The 16,712-nt window shown below is 73.3% G+C and carries 20 protein-coding genes; 9 read left to right on the forward strand and 11 right to left on the reverse strand.

The window, feature by feature from the left end:
- Positions 1–2: 2 nt before the first annotated feature.
- Complete coding sequence (locus HUT10_RS11600) at positions 3–548, reverse strand: DUF6069 family protein (RefSeq protein ID WP_176171200.1); 546 nt, start codon at positions 546–548, stop codon at positions 3–5.
- A gap of 106 nt (positions 549–654) precedes the next feature.
- Between HUT10_RS11600 and HUT10_RS11605 the strand changes: the two genes are divergently transcribed.
- The 3 genes from HUT10_RS11605 (at position 655) to HUT10_RS50885 (ending at position 3,935) form a co-directional block, all read left to right on the forward strand.
- The gene (locus HUT10_RS11605; protein ID WP_176171201.1) at positions 655–1,620 is read left to right on the forward strand and encodes an SDR family NAD(P)-dependent oxidoreductase; all 966 of its coding nucleotides are present in this window, start codon (positions 655–657) and stop codon (positions 1,618–1,620) included.
- Between the two features lie 37 nt (positions 1,621–1,657).
- Complete coding sequence (locus tag HUT10_RS11610; protein ID WP_254896831.1) at positions 1,658–3,403, forward strand: serine/threonine protein kinase; 1,746 nt, start codon at positions 1,658–1,660, stop codon at positions 3,401–3,403.
- A gap of 319 nt (positions 3,404–3,722) precedes the next feature.
- Positions 3,723–3,935 (forward strand): hypothetical protein, encoded by a 213-nt coding sequence (locus HUT10_RS50885; protein WP_254896832.1) that lies wholly within the window; start codon positions 3,723–3,725, stop codon positions 3,933–3,935.
- 4 nt (positions 3,936–3,939) lie between these two features.
- Here the strand turns inward: HUT10_RS50885 and HUT10_RS11620 are convergent, their stop codons facing one another.
- From HUT10_RS11620 to HUT10_RS11650, 7 genes are read right to left on the reverse strand one after another with little or no spacing between them, the layout of a single operon-like run.
- Entirely contained in the window at positions 3,940–4,425 is a 486-nt protein-coding gene (locus HUT10_RS11620) for a GNAT family N-acetyltransferase (RefSeq protein ID WP_254896833.1), read from the reverse strand.
- Positions 4,422–5,165 carry a Sir2 family NAD-dependent protein deacetylase gene (locus HUT10_RS11625; protein ID WP_176171203.1) on the reverse strand — a complete coding sequence of 248 codons (744 nt, stop codon included), beginning with the start codon at positions 5,163–5,165 and terminating at the stop codon, positions 4,422–4,424. The genes HUT10_RS11620 and HUT10_RS11625 overlap by 4 nt, the downstream gene beginning before the upstream one ends.
- Before the next feature lie 43 nt (positions 5,166–5,208).
- Entirely contained in the window at positions 5,209–5,412 is a 204-nt protein-coding gene (locus HUT10_RS11630; protein ID WP_176171204.1) for a ferredoxin, read from the reverse strand.
- Positions 5,409–6,530, reverse strand: coding sequence for an NADH-ubiquinone oxidoreductase-F iron-sulfur binding region domain-containing protein (locus HUT10_RS11635; protein WP_176171205.1), 1,122 nt, complete (start codon positions 6,528–6,530; stop codon positions 5,409–5,411). Before HUT10_RS11635 ends, HUT10_RS11630 begins: the two co-directional genes overlap by 4 nt.
- The gene (locus HUT10_RS11640; RefSeq protein ID WP_176171206.1) at positions 6,527–7,069 is read right to left on the reverse strand and encodes a ferric reductase-like transmembrane domain-containing protein; all 543 of its coding nucleotides are present in this window, start codon (positions 7,067–7,069) and stop codon (positions 6,527–6,529) included. Before HUT10_RS11640 ends, HUT10_RS11635 begins: the two co-directional genes overlap by 4 nt.
- A complete protein-coding gene (locus HUT10_RS11645; RefSeq protein WP_176171207.1) occupies positions 7,066–8,001 on the reverse strand; it encodes an FAD:protein FMN transferase in 936 nt (311 codons plus the stop codon). The genes HUT10_RS11640 and HUT10_RS11645 overlap by 4 nt, the downstream gene beginning before the upstream one ends.
- On the reverse strand, positions 7,998–8,279 hold the full coding sequence (locus HUT10_RS11650) for a hypothetical protein (protein ID WP_176171208.1): 282 nt from the start codon (positions 8,277–8,279) through the stop codon (positions 7,998–8,000). Before HUT10_RS11650 ends, HUT10_RS11645 begins: the two co-directional genes overlap by 4 nt.
- Positions 8,280–8,501: 222 nt before the next feature.
- Here HUT10_RS11650 and HUT10_RS11655 point away from each other — a divergent pair, with 222 nt between their 5' ends.
- From HUT10_RS11655 to HUT10_RS11670, 4 genes are read left to right on the forward strand one after another with little or no spacing between them, the layout of a single operon-like run.
- On the forward strand, positions 8,502–9,371 hold the full coding sequence (locus tag HUT10_RS11655) for an alkaline phosphatase family protein (protein WP_176171209.1): 870 nt from the start codon (positions 8,502–8,504) through the stop codon (positions 9,369–9,371).
- A gap of 46 nt (positions 9,372–9,417) precedes the next feature.
- Positions 9,418–10,623: an MFS transporter gene (locus tag HUT10_RS11660; protein WP_176171210.1), complete on the forward strand. Its 1,206-nt coding sequence runs from the start codon at positions 9,418–9,420 to the stop codon at positions 10,621–10,623.
- Positions 10,620–11,594, forward strand: a complete 975-nt coding sequence (locus HUT10_RS11665; protein ID WP_176171211.1) for a PD40 domain-containing protein — start codon at positions 10,620–10,622, stop codon at positions 11,592–11,594. Before HUT10_RS11660 ends, HUT10_RS11665 begins: the two co-directional genes overlap by 4 nt.
- 16 nt (positions 11,595–11,610) lie before the next feature.
- Positions 11,611–12,390, forward strand: coding sequence for an aminotransferase class IV family protein (locus HUT10_RS11670; protein ID WP_176171212.1), 780 nt, complete (start codon positions 11,611–11,613; stop codon positions 12,388–12,390).
- 49 nt (positions 12,391–12,439) lie between these two features.
- Here HUT10_RS11670 and HUT10_RS11675 read toward each other — a convergent pair whose 3' ends face one another.
- Positions 12,440–12,817, reverse strand: coding sequence for a VOC family protein (locus tag HUT10_RS11675; RefSeq protein WP_176171213.1), 378 nt, complete (start codon positions 12,815–12,817; stop codon positions 12,440–12,442).
- Between the two features lie 105 nt (positions 12,818–12,922).
- Between HUT10_RS11675 and HUT10_RS11680 the strand changes: the two genes are divergently transcribed.
- Positions 12,923–13,501: a TetR/AcrR family transcriptional regulator gene (locus HUT10_RS11680; protein WP_176171214.1), complete on the forward strand. Its 579-nt coding sequence runs from the start codon at positions 12,923–12,925 to the stop codon at positions 13,499–13,501.
- 91 nt (positions 13,502–13,592) lie between these two features.
- Here HUT10_RS11680 and HUT10_RS11685 read toward each other — a convergent pair whose 3' ends face one another.
- Positions 13,593–13,991 (reverse strand): hypothetical protein, encoded by a 399-nt coding sequence (locus HUT10_RS11685; protein ID WP_176171215.1) that lies wholly within the window; start codon positions 13,989–13,991, stop codon positions 13,593–13,595.
- Between the two features lie 306 nt (positions 13,992–14,297).
- Here HUT10_RS11685 and HUT10_RS11690 point away from each other — a divergent pair, with 306 nt between their 5' ends.
- Positions 14,298–15,254, forward strand: coding sequence for a glycoside hydrolase family 6 protein (locus tag HUT10_RS11690; protein ID WP_176171216.1), 957 nt, complete (start codon positions 14,298–14,300; stop codon positions 15,252–15,254).
- Here HUT10_RS11690 and HUT10_RS11695 read toward each other — a convergent pair.
- Positions 15,241–16,596 carry a tannase/feruloyl esterase family alpha/beta hydrolase gene (locus HUT10_RS11695; RefSeq protein ID WP_254896834.1) on the reverse strand — a complete coding sequence of 452 codons (1,356 nt, stop codon included), beginning with the start codon at positions 16,594–16,596 and terminating at the stop codon, positions 15,241–15,243. The genes HUT10_RS11690 and HUT10_RS11695 overlap by 14 nt on opposite strands.
- Positions 16,597–16,712: the final 116 nt, after the last annotated feature.

The raw sequence follows: 16,712 nt of genomic DNA on the forward strand, positions 1-16,712 counted from the left end.
GGTCACCGGTCGTAGTAGCGGGTCGGCGGGTCCTGCTGGGTCCACTGCTGCCGGGTCGGCGGCGGCGGGGTCGCGCTCTGCTGGCTGCGCCTGCGGTGCAGGGTCCGGGCGCTGGCCGCCATGCTGTTCACCACCGCGGCGATCACCAGGCCGATCACCAGGTTGATCACCGCCGTGGCGATCTTCGCGCTCGGCGCCACCGTGAGGGTCAGCGGCAGCACCACGGCGATCAGCGTCACCAGCACCATGATCCAGCCGAAGAACTGCGACGGCGCCGGCGTCGCCACGCTCAGCAGGTGCATCAGCCCGGTGGCGAGCAGGGCCACCGCGGCGGCGACCAGTGCGTACGTCGTGGTGCTCGCGTTGCCCCAGACGCCCTCCCCTTTTGGGGCGAGGACTTCGACCTCGAAGATCCCCCGCGCGATCAGCAACCCGACGACCGCGAGCAGGGCCGCGACGACCGCCGTCGCCACGCCGCCCGCCCACAGGCGGCGCGCGTCGATCCCCGGGCGCACGTCCTGGGGCTGGTTCCCGTAGTACTCGGACATCACGGCCTTCCCTCGCCTCGGCAGTGCCTCCGCTCCCGATTGTCCCCCGATTCGGCCCGGACCGCGATTTGCGCTGGAGTGCGCTCCAGCTCTTAACGTCGGTGCCATGACCACCGCACAGCACAAGATCGGTTCGGGCTTCGGCGCCACCACCACGGCCGCCGAAGCCGTCGCAGGCGTCGACCTCACCGGGAAGCTCGCCGTCGTGACCGGCGGGTACTCCGGGATCGGCCTCGAAACCACCCGCGCGCTGGCCGGCGCCGGCGCCCACGTCGTCGTCCCGGCCCGCCGCCGCGAGACCGCCGAGGAAGCGCTCGCCGGGTTGGCGGACGTCGAGGTCGACGAGCTCGACCTGGGTGACCTCGAGAGCGTCCGCGCGTTCGCCGGGCGCTTCCTGGCGTCCGGACGGCGGATCGACCTGCTCATCGCCAACGCCGGCATCATGGCCTGCCCCGAGACCCGCGTCGGGCCGGGCTGGGAGGCCCAGTTCGCCACCAACCACCTCGGCCACTTCGCGCTGGTCAACCGGCTGTGGCCGGCGGTCGCCGAGGGTGCGCGGGTGGTTTCGCTGTCCTCGCGCGGCCACCACTACTCGCCGATCCGCTGGGACGACGTCCAGTTCGAGACCGGCTACGAGAAGTGGCAGGCGTACGGGCAGGCCAAGACGGCGAACGTGCTCTTCGCCGTGCAGCTCGACCGGCTGGGCGCGGAGAAGGGCGTCCACGCGTTCGCGCTGCACCCGGGCGGCATCATGACGCCGCTGCAGCGGCACCTGCCGCGCGAGGAGATGATCGAACGCGGCTGGATCGACGAGGAAGGCAACTTCCTGATGCAGTTCAAGACGCCGGAGCAGGGCGCCGCGACGACGGTCTGGGCCGCGACCTCGCCGCAGCTGGCCGGCCTCGGCGGGCTGTACCTGGAGGACTGCGATGTCGCCGAGCTCGCGCCGGAGGGCGCCGAGGGTCTCGCCGCGTCCGGGGTCCGGCAGTACGCCGTCGACCGGGCGGAGGCCGAGCGCCTGTGGACGCTGTCGGCGCAGCTCACCGGCGTGGACGCGTTCGCAGGGGCCTGAGTGTCACGTCGGCGGGCCCTCGGACGATACCTTTTCCGTGATCTTCCGACGTTTGCCGACCGCGGGCCCGGGGTACCTGGCGCCCGTGGCCGACGAAGCCGGGAGAACGGGGCGCCCGCCGACTGAGGACGAGGCAGAGGTCACCCATGGCCGCTACGCGCTGGGGGAATTCGCCATCACCCCGCGCGGCGCCCTCGACGACGAGCGGCCGCCGGACCTGCTGGGCGGCCGCTACGAGGTCGGCAGGCTGATCGGCAGCGGCGGGACCGCCCGCGTGTACCGCGCCTACGACGTCCGGCTGGGCCGCGAGGTCGCCGTCAAGATCTACGACCGCGACGCGGTGGCGCTCGACCAGCGGCGCCGGCTGCGCGAGATGACGATCCAGGGCAGCATCAGCCACCCGGGCGTGGTGGCGCTGCTGGACAGCGGCACCGAGCACGGCCGGACGTACCTGGTGATGCAGCTGGTCGAGGGCGAGAACCTCGCCGAGCGCCTGCTGGGCGGCCCGATGCCCGCGGCGGAGGTGACGGCGCTGGCCGACGGGCTGGCCGAGGCGCTGGCGCACGTCCACGCGCGGCGCATCGTGCACCGCGACCTGAAGCCGGCCAACGTGTTCCTGTCCACCGACGGCCCGTTGATCGGCGACTTCGGCATCGCCCACGCGCTGGACGCCACGCACATCACCGGCACCGGCCTGATCCCGGGCACGGCGGCGTACCTGGCGCCGGAGCAGGTGTCGGGCGAGCCGGCGGGCCCGCCGGCGGACGTGTACGCGCTGGGGTTGATCCTGCTGGAGTGCTTGACGGGCCGGCGGGAGTACCCGGGCACCATGGTCGAGGCGGCCATGGCCCGGCTGACGAGACCACCCCGGATCCCGGAGGACGCACCGGCGGCGCTGGCCTACACGTTGCGGCGGATGACGGCCCGCGAGCCGGCCGACCGCCCGACGGCGGCGAAGGTGCTGGACATGCTGCACGCGCCCCCGCCGACGCTGCCGTGGAGCCGCACGCACCGCAGCCCGCGCCGGCGCCGCCGCCCGGCAGCGGCGGCCGGGCTGCCGGGCGCTGCGGGGGCTGCTTCGGCGGCGGACTCGGTGCACGACGACGCGACGGCGGTCTTCAGCCCGGCTCGCGGCGAGCTGGGCGTGGCCGGAGTACTCGCTGCCGGCGGCGAGACGGCCGGCGACCCCGGCCCGGCGCGAAACGAGTGGAGCGCTGCCGGAGCACTCGCCGCGGATGGTGAGAGTGCCGGCTACCCCGGTCCGGCGCGAGGCGAGTGGGCCGCCGCCGGAGCGGGGAGCCCGCGCACGACCCGACGCGAGCCGGGCGCTGCAGGAGCCGGCCGTGAGGTGAACTCCGCCGCTCCCCCGGCGCACCCTCCCGCTTACCCCCAGGACGAGCGGCCCAGGCGCCGTCGGCTGGCGGTGGTGGCCGGGCTGGCCGCGGCCGCCGTTGCCGTCGTGGCGGCCGTCGTGCTGGCCGACCAGGGCACCGGGACCGTCTCCCCCGCCCAGCCGCCGGCCGGGCACTCGCCGGCCGCGACCTCCCCGTCCACTCCGCCGGCCGAGTCCGGGACCTCAGCCCCGCGCCCCGACGCGAGCAGCCCCAGCGGTCCCGGCGGTTCCGCCGCGCAGCCGGGCACCAGCGAAGCGGCCTCGGTCGAGCCCGCCGCCGACACCCGCGAGACCCCGTCCGCGACCGGTCAGCCGTCGAACAAGGGCAAGCCCCCGAAGACCGACCCGCCCGGCAAGACCCGCGGCAAGGGTCCCGGTCACGACTCCTGAGCGGGACCTCCGGCGCCCGGATCCGGGTCCAACGGCCCTAGTGCGAAAACGGCGCGGAATCGCCGTCAATTCGTTTTGGCGAATTGGGACTCGAACCAATAACGACAGGTAACCGGAGCCGCGTCCCCGCCGACTCTCTCCACGGTGCCACCGCCGGGAATCCCCTCCCGGCCGGTTCGACGAACATTCCCCGGAGGTCTGGATGAGTGTCCACGCTGCCCTCGCGCGGCCGGTTTTCCGCACACCGAGCGGTCGGCACGCCAAGCCACGTCCCGCGTGGCCGCGGGTCGCCGGCCGGGCAGTCTTCCTGGTCACCGCAATGATCTTCGCGGCCGCCGTCCTCGGCTTCGGGTGGCCGTGGACGCTGCTGGTGGTGCCCGTCGCGGTATTCGGGACCTTCGCCGCGAGCGTGGTGAAACTGCGGGCCGCGAGCCGGAAGATCGATTCCATCTTCGCTGAAGAACTGTCGGAAAGCGCTGCGGCCGATCAAGAGGGAGAGGAAACGCCGGAGCGCGGAGACGCGGCCGCCTGACGGCTCACCGCAGGTCGAGCCACATGATCCGCAATCCCACCGCCCCGGCGTCCGGATGCCGGAACGCGCCGGGCGCCGTCCCGAGCGTCACGAACCCCAAGCTCTCGTAGAGCCGGACCGCGGCCGTGTTCACGTCGACGACCGCGTTGAACTGGATCGCCGCGAAGCCGCTGCGCCGGGCCCACTCGATCAGGTCGATCGTCAGGGCCCGCCCCACCCCCGCGCCGCGCGCCTCCCTCGCCACCATCAAGCTGCCGGAAGCGACGTGGCTGCCGGGCCCCGGCCGGTTGGCGTACATGTTCGCCGTGCCCGTCACGCGGTCGCCGTCGAGTGCGACGACCACCCGGGCGGGTGGCGCGAGCAGCCACATCCGGCGCGCGTCCTGCTCGCTCATCGCCGGGTCGTAGGGGAACGTCCGCTGCTCGGTGACGACGTCGTGGATGATCGGCCAGATCGACGCCCAGTCGCCGCCACGGGCTTCGCGGATCACCGGCTCACCGCGGCGCAGAGTTCCGGCACGACGGCCTCGATGTCGTCCCGCAGCACGAAGTCGGCGTCGTCGTCGTACGGGGTCGGATCGCGGTTGACGACGACCAGCGTCGCTCCGGCCCGCACGGCCACCGTGCACAGCGACGCCGCCGGTTCCACCTGCAGCGAACTGCCGATGGCCAGGAAGACCCCGCTCGCCGCGGCGATGTTCCTCGCCTTGCTGATGACTTCGGCGTCGAGCAACTGTCCGAAGAGGACGACGTCGAGCTTGAGGATCCCGCCGCAGCGCGGGCACGCGGGGTCGGCCTGGCCGCCCGCGAGGATCTCCGTGGTCGGGAACCCGGCCGCGCACCCGGTGCACCGCGTGGTGTGCATGCTGCCGTGCAGTTCGAGGACCTTGCGCGCGGCGAGCCCGGCCCGCTGGTGCAGGCCGTCGACGTTCTGGGTGAGCACCCGCACGGCGACACCGGCGCCGTCGAGCTCCGCCAGTGCGCGGTGGGCCGCGTTCGGCTCGGCGCGCCAGGCGGCGTGTCCCTCGTAGGCGCGCCAGAACTGCCGACGCACCTCGGCGTCGGCCATGAAGTTCTCGAGCGTGAAGGCGTTCACGGCACTCGGCGTGCGCGTCCAGACGCCGTCAGGCCCGCGGTAGTCGGGGATGCCGGACGCGGTGGAGATGCCCGCGCCGGTCAGCGCGGCGATCCGCCGGGCGCCGCGGATCCGGTCGATGAGCTTGCCGTCCATGGTGGCGAAGGCTAACGGCTCTTCCCCGCCCCGCACGACCGGTTTACCGCCGCTCGTCCTTCCGCAGCTTCAGCGCCAGCGCCGGGCACGCCGCGGCTGCCCGGCGGGCCTCCGCCACCAGTTCCGCCGGGACCGGGCCCGGCGCCACCACCGGGTAGCCCCACTCGTCGAGGCGCACCAGCTCCGGCAGCAGGTCCGCGCACAGCCCGTGCGCGCGGCACCCGATCGGGTCCACTGTCACCTTCATGCGACACCGGCCGGAATCCGGCACCGGCCGCCGGCCTGGTGGGCGCGGACGTCGGCCTCGAACACCTGCAGCGCGCTCGCCGCCAGGCGGGCGGCGCCGTCCGGGTGGGTGCACGCGCCGCGGCCGGTGAGCAGCGGGAGGCGGCGGGCCAGCCGGGCCGTCGCGGGACCGCCGTGGACCAGCTCCGCGAAGTCCGCCGCGATCGACGGCAGGCCGAACGTGCACGGCCCGCACTGCCGGGCCGACTCGGCCGCCAGGAACGCCAGTACCTTCGCCGTGTATTCCAAGCCGCACGCACGCGCCGGGAGTGCATACACCGTCGCGATGCCGGACCAGCCACCGGTGAGATCCGCGGTCCAGGCGCCGCCGGCGAGCACCGCCTGCACCGGTTCCGCTTCGCCGCCCGCCGCGGCCAGCACACCGGCCGGCGACGTTCCCGCCGCCACTTCGACGACGCCGGGCCGGCGCACCGCGCCGGTCACCGTGACCAGTTCGGTCCGCGAGGCGCGATAGTGGTTCGGCCCCAGGAGGACCACGGACGCCAGCTGCGCCAGAGTCTCCACATTGGACACCAGGGTCGGCCGCCCGCGCACGCCGCGCTCGGCGGGCCGGGGGTGCTTGCCGAGCGGCCGGGCGTCGCCCGACGTCAGGTAGCGGACGAGCGCCGTCTCCTCGCTGGCGACGTAACGCCGGGGCACTTCCACGACGCGGACCGGCACCCGGTCTTCGCGTTCGGCGAGGGCGGCGGCGACACTCGGCAGCGCCGAGCTGCCCGTGTGGACACAAAGGACGGTCTCGGTGGCGCCGACGGCGTGGGCGGCGAGCTGCAGGCCGTCGAGCACGAGGTGCGGCGAAAGCGCGAGCAAGGCAACGTCTTTGTGGCTCAGCGGGTCGCCTTCGCACCCGTTCGCGACGACGATCGAGCGTTTCGACCTGGCCGCGCGCAGCTTCACCGCCGTCGGGAAGCCCGCGCCGCCGCGGCCGCGCAGGTCCGCCGCCTCGACCGCGGCGATCAGCCGGTCGCGGCCGTCCTCGTCCTGGTAGACGACCCACGGCACGACGCCGTTGCGGCGCCGGTGACCGGCCAGGTCGAGCCGGTGCGGGGGCAGGATGCTCATCGCGGGCCTCCCAGGGCAGCGAACTCGCGGACGTGGGCCGCGCGGTAGCCGACGGCGCCGAGCACGGCCAGCAGACACAGCACGTCGAGCGCGGCGATCCAGCCGTACGCGGAGTCGTTTTCGGCCATGCCGAAGCCGTGGACCAGTGCGACCGGCCAGCACAGGTAAGCCAGCCAGTGCACGGCGCGCCAAGCCCGCGCCGGCAGCCGGGTGCGCACGAGGCTGGTGACGACGATCGCGAGCAGCAGGTCGACCGCGACGGCGCCGAGCCCGACCCACAGCGGCCGGTAGTCCGAGCCGAACGGGACGACGACGTCGAGCCAGCCGAGCGGCACGTACCCGTCGAGGACGGCCGACGCGATGTGCGCGGCGAGGAAGGCCAGGCTGGTCAGCGCGAGGTTCCGGTGCACGGCGGCGACGGCGAACCGCGGCCACTCGCGGGTGGCGAACCGCCCGGCGCCGAGCGCGCCGAGGACGACGACGCCGGTGAACAGCACCAGCGAGACGAGCCCGGTGGCGCGGCTGAAGTACCAGATCATGCTGCTTGCCTTTCGCCGGGCCAGCCGGGCGTTGTGACGACGTCGCCGTCGACGCCGACCAGCCGCGCGGGCAGGTGCCTCTGTTCGAGCCAGCCGGGCGCGTCGGCGCCGAGGACGATCGCGGCGGTGCTCGCCGTGTTGGCGTCCACAGTGGACTTGGCGGCGACGGTGACGGTGCGCCAGCGCGGGCCGGGAACGTCGCCGGTGCGCGGGTCGACGATGTGGTGCACGGTCCGGCCGCCGTGGTGCCACCGCCGCCGCGTGGTGCCGGAGGTGGCGAGCGCACCATCCCGGTGCAGGGCGACGGTGGTGTCCGGCCGCGCGACGGCCGCGGCGTGGTCATCGCCGAGCGCGATCTGCCAGCCACCGCGCGGCGGGGGTCCGGCGGCGCGCAGATCACCGCCGAGGTTCACGAGAACCCCGCAGCCGACGGCGCCGTGGATCCGCCGCGCGGCCCGATCGGCGGCAAGGGCCTTGGCGGTCGCGCCGAGGTCGAGGTGCACGCCCCGCGGGAGGACGACGAGCCGCCGGCCGGGATCGAAGAGGACGCGGTGCCAGCCCGGAGCGGGAACGGCGGCGGTGTCCCGATCACCGGCACCCCCCGTGTCCCGATCACCGGCCAGGCAGGCGAAATCACGGTCGTACCCCAGCGCGCGCACCGCCGCCCCCACCGTCGGGTCGACCAATCCCTCCGTCAGCCGGGCCGCGCGCAGGGCCACCCCCAGCGCCTCCGCCAGCAGCGGCCCCACCCGCACCTGCCTTCCCGCCGTCGAGTGCAGCCGCGAAATCTCCGAATCCGCCCGGAACCGGCTGCACGCCGCGTCGATCGCGGCCAGCTCCGAACGCAGCAGCGCGGCCGCCTCCCCCAGCCGGGTGGAATCCGTCACCACCAGCTCCGCCGTCGTGCCCAGCGCCGGGAACGCCGCGGTCACGACGCACCCGATCCGGTGTGCGCCTGGCCGGAACCACTGCCCAGCCCGCTGTCCGGCGCCTGCAACCGATCCGGTGACCCGGTCGAATCAGTGCCGGTCGAATCGGACGAGGTCGAATCGGACGAGGTCGAATCGGACGAGGTCGAAGCCGCCGACAGGCCGAAGCCGATCGCGCCGACCGCGGCCGCGCCGAGCACCGCGGCGGCCGCCGTGGCCAGTGCGGCCTTGCGGCGGCCCTGCTCGCGGCGGGCCGGTCCGGGCGGGGTGGTGGGTTCCATGGCACCGAGTCTCGGCGCCGTTCCTTTGAACGAGCTGGGAACGACCTGTCAAACGCCTGGCGCCCCAACCAAAGGAGGTTGACACCGGAAAGCCATTCACCCACTCTTTCCGTTGTCCGCCGGAGGTTTCCTGGTGTTCACGTCCCGGACCACAGCACCTCACGATCCGGTCCCCTGCCGTGGGCACCATGAGGCGCCCGCCCACTCAGTGCTGGAGGACCCATGATCCGCAAGCGGATCTTCGCCGCGTTCGCCGCGGCCGCCCTGGTCACCGCCGGAGCCGTCACCGCGGCCACCGCCGGCGCCGAGCCCGCCGCCGTCCGGCCGACCGCCGCGGCCGTGCCGGCGTTCGACCACATCGTCCTCGTCATGTTCGAGAACAAGAAGTACTCCTCGATCAACGGCAGTTCCAGTGCGCCCTACTTCAACACCCTCGCCTCGCAGAGCGCGAAGTTCACCAGCTCCTTCGCGATCACGCACCCGAGCCAGCCCAACTACGTCGCCCTCTTCTCCGGGGCCACGCAGGGCGTCACCGACGACACCTGCCCCGCCAACCTCGGCGCGAAGGCCAACCTCGGCCGCCAGCTGATCGACGCGGGCAAGACCTTCAAGGGCTACTCCGAAGCCATGCCCTCGGACGGCTACACCGGCTGCTCCAGCGGCACCTACCGCCGCAAGCACAACAGCTGGGTCGACTTCTCGAACGTCCCCGCCGCGAGCAACGTCCGGTTCTCGAGCTTCCCGTCCGACTTCACCCAGCTCCCGACCGTCGCCTTCGTGACGCCGGATATGTGCAACGACATGCACGACTGCAGCATCGGCACCGGCGACACCTGGCTGAAGAAGAACCTCGACGCCTACGCCCAGTGGGCCAAGACGCACAACAGCCTGCTGATCACCACCTTCGACGAGGACAGCAACACCTCGGTCAACCAGATCTTCACCACCTTCACCGGCGCGAACGTCAAGGTCGGCAGCTACAGCGAAACGATCAACCACTACACCGTGCTGCGCACCATCGAGGCGGCCTACGGCCTGCCCGGCATCGGCAACGCCGCGAGCAAGTCGCCGATCCTCGACGTCTGGCAGTAATCGCGTGTACCTGTCCACCATCGGCCGCCGAGAGCATGCTGGGACGGTGTCCCGGCGCAAGCTCTCGGCGGTCGGCGCGAACGTCTTCGCGCTGGGTGCGGTCAGCCTGGTCACCGACGTGTCCTCGGAGATGGTCACCGCGGTCCTGCCGGTGTACCTGGTCCTCGGCCTGCACCTGAGCCCGGCCGCGTACGGCCTGGTCGACGGCCTCTACACCGGTGCGACGGCGGTGCTGCGGATCGCCGGCGGGTACGTCGCCGACCGGATCCGGCGGCGCAAGGTCGTGGCCGGCGCCGGCTACGCGCTGTCCGCGGTGATGAAGCTCGGCCTGCTCGTGGCCGGGTCGTCGGCGGCCGCGATCGGCGCGGTGATCACCCTCGACCGCGCCGGCAAGGGCCTGCGCACGGCGCCGCGGGACGCGCTGATCACGTTGTCGGCCCCCGAACCGCTGCTCGGCCGCGCCTTCGGCGTGCACCGCGCGATGGACAGCGTGGGCGCGTTCGCCGGGCCGCTGGTCGCGCTCGCCGTGCTGGCCGCGGTCGGCGCGGCGAACCCCGAGGCCTTCGACGCGGTGTTCGTCGTCAGCTTCTGCATCGCCGCGATCGGCGTGCTGCTCCTGGTGCTGTTCGTCCGCGACCGCCGGACGCCGAAGGCCGCCGGGACACCGGTTTCGCCGCGCGCGGCGGCGGCGTTGCTGCGCGGGCACGGGGTGCGGCGGCTGCTGGTGGCCGCCTGCGTGCTCGGGCTGGCCACGGTCGGCGACGGGTTCGTCTACCTGCTGCTGCAGCACAAGGAGGACATCGCCACCGGCTGGTTCCCGCTGCTCGCGGTGGGCACGAACCTCAGCTACCTGCTGCTCGCCGCGCCGCTGGGCGCGCTCGCCGACCGGATCGGACGGCTGCCGGTGGTGCTCGGCGGCTACGGCGCGCTCGCGCTGGTCTACCTGCTGCTGGCCGGCCCGGTGTCCGGCTGGCTGCTGTTCGTCCTCGCGCTCGCGCTGTACGGCGCGTTCTACGCGGCGACCGACGGTGTCCTGATGGCTCTCGCCGGCCCTCTGCTGCCGGAGTCGTTGCGCACCACGGGGATTTCCCTCGTCCAGACCGCGCAGGCGCTGGCCTACTTCGCCTCGTCCGTCCTGTTCGGACTCGCCTGGCAGTTCTGGGGCGCGGACCTCGCCATCGCCGTCGCCGCGGGCGGGGCGGTGGTCGCGATCGCCACGACGTTCGCGGTGCTGCGGAAGGCGAGGACGTGAAGACCCGCATCCTGATCGCGGTCGCCGGGGTGCTCGTGCTCGCCGGGGCCGCGGTCGCGTACGTCGGGTTCGCGAGCGCGCGCAGCCACGACGTCACCGCGACCGGCGCGGTCCGCCTGGACCCCGGGCCGCGGCTGCTGTTCCGCAGCACCGCCGACGCCGACCGCGGGCACGTCGCCACGGTGTCCGCCACCGATCCCGCCGGCCCGCGGACGGTGTCGCCGCTGTCGTGCGCGCGCGTGTACGCCGCCGGTGGCACCGGGCTCTGCCTGCGCCAGGACGGCGACCTGACCACCTACCAGCTGGCGGTGCTCGACGCCGGCCTGGCGGTGCAGCGGGAGCTCCCGCTGGTCGGGCTGCCCAACCGGGCGCGGGTTTCGGCGAGCGGCCGGATGCTCGCGTGGACGGTCTTCGTCACCGGCGACTCCTACAACGGCGGCATGTTCTCCACCCGCGCCGGCATCCTCGACACGGCGACGGGCGACCTCGCGGGCACGCTGGAGGATTACGCGGTGACCCGCGACGGCAAGCCGTACCAGGCGGCCGACCTCAACTTCTGGGGCGTGACGTTCACCGCCGACGACCGCCACTTCTACGCGACGATGTCGACGGCGGGCCACCGCTACCTGGTCGCGGGCGACTTCGCCGCGCACACGGTCCGCACGCTGCGCGAGAACGTCGAGTGCCCGTCGCTGTCCCCGGACGGGACGCGGGTGGCGTTCAAGTCCGCTGTGGACGGTGACCCGGCGCGGGGGTGGCGGTTGTCGGTGCTCGACCTGGCGACGGCGAAGGTGACGCCGCTGGCCGAGACCCGCAGCGTCGACGACCAGCCGGCCTGGCTCGACGGCCGCACGATCGGCTACGGCCTGCCCCGCGGCCCGGGCCACGCGGACGTCTGGTCGGTCCCGGCCGACGGCTCGGGCCCGCCCCGGCTGCTGATCCCGGACGCGGAGTCCCCGGCCGCCCTGTGATCACTACGGTGCCGGTATGTCCTTCTTCGCGGTACACCACAACGGGCGGCCGGCCACGGCCGAGGAGCTGGCCCCGCTCGCGTTCGCGGGCTACGCGCACTTCACCGCCGTGCAGGTGCGCGATGGCCGGGTCCGCGGCCTCGACCTGCACCTGGACCGGCTGCGGACGGCGTCGGCCGAGCTGTTCGGCCGGACCCTGCCCGACGACCGGGTGCGGTCGTACCTGCGGTCGGCGCTGGCCGCCGGGCCCGCCGACGTCTCCCTGACCGCGACGGTGTTCTCACCGGCCGGGGAGGAACCGGAGGTGCTGGTCCGCACCGGTCCCCCGGCCACCGCGCCGTCCGGGCCGCTCACGCTGGCGATCACGGAGTACGAACGGTTCCTCCCGGAGGTGAAGCACGTCGGCGAGGTGGCCAAGACCTACCTGCACCGGCAGGCGCTCGCCCAGGACGTCGACGACGCGGCGTTCGTCGACCGCCGGGGCCGGTTCACCGAGGCCACCATCTGGAACCTGGCCTTCTGGGACGGCACCGCGGTGGTGTGGCCCGACGCCCCGATGCTGCGCGGGACGACGATGGGCATCGTGGCCCGCCAGCTCGACCGCCTCGGCGTGCCCCAGCGCGCCGAGGAGCTGACCGAGGCCGACCTGCCGGGCCTGGCCGGGGCCGTGGTGATGAACTCGTGGACACCGGGCGTGGCCGTGCGGCGGCTCGGGACCGTGGCGTGGCCGGCGGCACCGCCCTTCGTGGACCTGCTGCACCGGGCGTACGAGGCGGAGCCGCCGACCGCGCCTTGAAACGTGTCCTCAGTGCCATCGGCGGGTCCGCCTCATCGCGCTGGGCCGTTCAGTGTCCGGTGGAGTAGATGTTGATGAGGTTGCCGTCGGGGTCGCGCAGGAGCATCGACCGGTTACCCCATGGCTGGTCGGTGGGTTCCTGAACCCACGCGGTGACCTGGTCGCCCAGCCGGGCGCGTTCGGCGTCGACGTCGTCGACCTCGAACTCGAGGATGGCGGACCGGTTGGCGGCCGCCACGGCGGCGTTGTTGTTGAAACGCTTGACCGCCGCGCTGTCGGCCAGCGCGACGATGCCGCCTTCGGTGTGCAGTTCGGCGTAGTCGCCGGACCCGTAGGGGGTCACCGGCTCGGTGTCCGTGAGCGTGGAGTAGAAAGCGGTCAGGGTGGGCAGGTCATCGGTGACGAGGCGTACTGAGGCGAACTTCACGGCGTTCTCCCGGCTGCTCCCGGCGAGCCGGACCGTCCGGCTCCACGAAACAGTACGGTACAGTACCGTACTGTTTCGTGGCGGAACAGGAACGGAGAGCACAACGTGGCCCGATCCGGGGACTTCGTCGACGTTCGAGTCCAGCGGTCCAAGACGGCGGTGCTCGCCCAGACCTACGAGTTGCTCTCGGCGGGCGGTATCGGCGGCGTCAGCATCGACGAGGTGTCGCGACGCTCGGGCGTCTCCAAGACCACGATCTACCGCCACTGGCCATCACGGGCCGCACTGCTGATCGAAGCGTGCTCGACGATCGGGTCGGCACCTCCGGTCCCCGACACGGGCAGCTTCGGCGGGGATCTCCTCGCCTTGGCCGAGGCGTTGGCCGAGCAGCTGCGCAGCGCCCGCTGGGCGGCGGTCCTGCCCTCCATCGTGGACGCCGCCGAGCGCGAGCCCGAACTGGCCGGGCTCCACGCGGATCTCCACGCCCGGTTGATGGCTCCGTTCGGTGTGGTGACCGAACGCGCGCGAGCTCGCGGTGAGCTGGCCGCGGACCGTGGGCCGGCCGACGTCACCGCCGCCGTCGCCGGCCCGCTGTTCTACCGCCGCTGGTTCTCCCGCGAACCGCTCGACGCCGCGTTCGTCACGCGCGTCGCCGAGGACGCCCTCGGCCATCTCGGCGTCTAGGGCATGCTCTCGACGCGGCCGTTGCTTTGTCCTTCGCCCACCGAAGCATGATCGACCTGGCCACCCTGCTCCTCCGGCTTTGCGGACACCCCTAGTCCAGCTTGCGCAGGCCGTCCAGGATCCGGCGCATCAGGTCCGTGTCCGGCGGCGCGAACGCGAACCGCGGCGCGAGCCCGGCCGCCGCCGGGGCCGGGGGTGGGAGGATGCCAGCCACCCGGCTCGGCAGGCGGGTCAGGGGTGGTTCGCGGCGGGTCTGGGCCGGGATCGGCAGGGTCGGGAGGGCGACGGTGCCGGCGTCGGCCAGCTTCCGGGCGGCCACCTCGCGGCGCAGGCGCGACTGGATCCCGGCCACGGTGAAGTCCGGCTCCGGGTCGGGAGCTTCCGGGGCGCGGCGCGGCCGCCGTTCCAGGCTGATCGCCCAGGCCGCCGCGGCGAACGCCGGCAACAGCACCCCGGCGACGATCGCGAGGCCCGGCAGGTCGACGGCCATCAGGCGGCCCCTGGCGCAGGTAGGAGCATGACGTTCACTTCCGGACGGACGGTTCTTCCGCAGCATGATCGACACCTGGATATTCGGGTTTAACGAATTTTCACGGACCCCGAACTCATCATGAATGACGGCCGACGCTCCCGCAAGCGGCCGAACGGGGACGACCGTCCGGCCGGTGAACTGCAGCTCAGAGCGGGTTTAGCGGCGGCTGGACCGCGCCCTTCACTCAGTAGTACGGCTGCGGGTTCGATCCGGTTCACCGCTTTTTTGTACGATTCGTGTACGGCTCGGCGGCAAACTGCGGAAATGCGCACCCAGACCTGGCTCGTGGCCGCCGCACTGGCCCTCACCGGGCTCGCCCCCGCCGCCCCCGCCCTCGCCGCGGACGGCAGCCCGCTCGAGAAGACGAACGGCTTCTACGTCGACCCGGACTCGAACCCGGCGGTGTGGGTCCGCGACCACCCGGGCGACAGCCTCGCCGGTCCGATCCGGACGTCGATCGCGACCAAGCCCACCGCCCGCTGGTTCGGCAACTGGAGCGGGGACATCCGGGCGGCGGTCGACTCCTACACCTACACCGCCGACCTCGCCGACAAGCTGCCCGTCCTGGTCGCCTACAACATCCCCGGCCGCGACTGCGGCGGCGAGTCGACCGGCGGCGCGGGCAGCCCGCAGGCCTACCGCGACTGGATCTCCGCGTTCGCCGACGGCATCGGCGGCAAGCCGGCCGTCGTGATCATCGAGCCGGACGCGCTGGCCCAGCTCGACTGCCTGCCCGGTGACGCCCGCCAGACGCGCGTCGACCTGCTGAAGTTCGCCGCGACGCAGTTCGCGCAGAAGGCACCGAACACCTGGGCCTACCTGGACGGCGGCAACGCCACCTGGATCCCGGCCGCGACGATGGCCGCGCGCCTGCAGCAGGTGGGCGTGCAGTCCGTCCACGGCTTCGCGCTCAACGTGTCCAACTTCGCCACCACGGCCGAGTCGACGGCCTACGGCAAGGCCGTCGGCTCGGCACTGGGTTACCCGGCCCCCTTCGTGGTCGACACCAGCCGCAACGGCGCCGGCCACGGCACGGACTCCGAGTGGTGCAACCCGCCGAAGCGCAAGCTGGGTGCGACGTCCCAGCTCGGCGGCGGCCCGGAGATGCAGCTGTGGATCAAGGTCCCCGGCGACTCCGACGGCAGCTGCGGCTACGGCTCGGGCATCCCGGCGGGGACGTTCAGCCCGGTGCTGGCCGGCCACCTGATCAAGGGCGACTGACCAGGTCGCACGCCTTCGCCAGCTCCGACGGCGTCGCACCGGCGGGGCGGGCGATCGTCGCCGAGGCCGGGGGACGCACCCCGCGCAGCCACCCGCCGAGGGCGTCGAACGCGGTGCGGAAGCACGGGCCCAGCGGGCGCAGCCGGTCCGGGTAGGCGTCCACGAGCCCGTCGACGTGGTTGCCGCCCTCGATCCGGTAGTAGCGGTGCAGCGCGCCGCGGCCCGAATCGCGGATCATCCGGTCGTAGACGTCGGAGTCGCGCGTGATCGGCAGCAGCGTGTCCAAGGTGCCGTGCAGTGTCAGCAGCGGCTTGCCGATCCGCCCGGTCAGCGAAATCCGCTCGACCGCCCGCGCCACCGAAGGCGGCCGGGACGCATACGCGTAGTCCGCGTCGCAGGACGGCGTTCCCGAAGCGCAGAACGGCACCCCCGCTTGCCCGGCGCCGTCGAACGACGGGTCGACCTCTTCGCGGTAGATCCGCTGGGTCAGGTCCCAGTAGACACGGTAGTGGTAGTCCCACAGGAACTCCGAGCCCGGCGCGAACCCGGCGTCCACAATGGACTGGTGGGCCGCCTCCGAGCCGGCGGCGTACGCCGGGTACGCGCGCAGGGCCGGCGGGAGGAACGTCAGCAGGTTCGGCCCGTCGGCCCGCCACAGCGTCCCTTCCCAGTCGACACCGCCGTCGTAGAGCCACGGCCGGTTCTCCAGCTGCCACCGCACGAGGTACCCGCCGTTGGAGAGCCCGGCGGCGAGCGTCTTCGCGACCGGACGGCCGTAGTGCCGGGCCGCGGCCGAACGCGCGGCGAGCGTCAGCTGCGTGACACGGGAATTCCACTCCGCCAGCGCGTCTCCCGGGCGGACGCCGTCGGTGAAGAACTCCGCGCCGGTGTTGCCCTTGTCGGTGGCGGCGAACGCGTAGCCCTCGGCCAGTGCCTGGTCGCCGATGGCCCGGTCGTTCGCGTACTGGCGCCGGACGCCGGGCGCGCCGGAAACGACCAGGCCGCCGTTCCACCGGTCCGGCAGGCGCAGCACGAACTGCGCGTCGTGGTTCCAGCCGTGGTTGGTGTTCGCCGTCGAGGAGTCCGGGAAGTACCCGTCGACCTGCACGCCGGGGACGGCGCCGAAGGTGGGCAGGCCCGCCGACGTCAGCCCGGCCCAGTCCGCCTGGACGGTGTGCCCGGACGCGAGCGTCCCGGTCGTGGTCAGGTCGTCCAGGCAGGCGGCCACGGACAGCTCGGCGCCGGGCACCCGCACCGAGCAGCCCCCGCCCGCGGCGGACGCCGACGCCGGCAGCGCTGCCGTGAGCGCTCCCGCCAGAACCCAAGCCAGCCAACCCCGCACGGTTCACCTCCGGTCGTCGATGACCACCCCAGCCAAGCGGGTGCCGTGCGGGGGAGCCATCCCGCCGGTCACCATGAATCGGCGAGCCGATGTGGTGGACGGCCACATGGTCTCCG

It is taken from the genome of Amycolatopsis sp. Hca4, assembly GCF_013364075.1.
GTDB lineage: Bacteria > Actinomycetota > Actinomycetes > Mycobacteriales > Pseudonocardiaceae > Amycolatopsis.